This is a genomic window from Parafrankia sp. Ea1.12, from assembly GCF_900465275.1.
In the GTDB taxonomy this organism is placed as follows: Bacteria; Actinomycetota; Actinomycetes; order Frankiales; family Frankiaceae; genus Parafrankia; species Parafrankia soli.
This window is the reverse complement of sequence record NZ_UBIZ01000088.1, coordinates 1-620: the sequence shown is the minus strand read 5'-3', so window position 1 is coordinate 620 and position 620 is coordinate 1. Positions and strand designations below refer to the sequence as shown.

The window sequence follows — 620 nt, the reverse complement described above, 5'->3', positions numbered from 1 at the left end:
GGTCGTCGAGTACGACATCCCCGACCGGGCCGGGGGCGGCACCGGCGAACTGGTCGTCGTGCTCACCACCATCCTCGACCCACGTGACGCCCGGGCCGACGAGATCGCCGCCGGCTACAACGAGCGGTGGGAGGAGGAGACCTCCAACGACCAGCTCAAGACCCACCTGCGCGGCCCCGGCAGGATCCTGCGCTCCCGGCTGCCGGACCTGGCCGTCCAGGAGATGTGGGCCTGGCTGACCGTCCAGTACGCGATCACCGCCCTGATCGCCCAGGCAGCCGAGGCCGCCGACGTCGACCCCGACCGGGTCGGCTTCGCCCGAACCCTGCGCCTCGTCCGCCGTTCCGCCACCGGGACGGCGGACATTCCCCCCTGAGGACTGGCACGCCCAACTGCCACGGTTCCACGCCGAGATCACCCGCACGCTCAACCCGCCACGGCGCGACCGCACCTGCCCCCGCGCCGTCAAACGCCCCCGCCACAACAGCTACCGCGTCAAGAAACCCGGCGAACCCGCCTCGACCCGCCACCCAGGCCCGCCAACGATCCGGCTCCACCCCCTCGCCCCACGCGCAGCATGACCAGATCCCAGCAAGATCAAACTACGCTTCACGGCATTG

At 71.3% G+C, this 620-nt stretch carries 1 pseudogene; it reads left to right on the top strand.

Going from position 1 to position 620, the window contains the following annotated elements:
* Positions 1-376 (top strand): annotated as a pseudogene (locus FMEAI12_RS01375) (transposase); the annotation flags it as partial.
* Between the last annotated feature and the right edge of the window lie 244 nt (positions 377-620).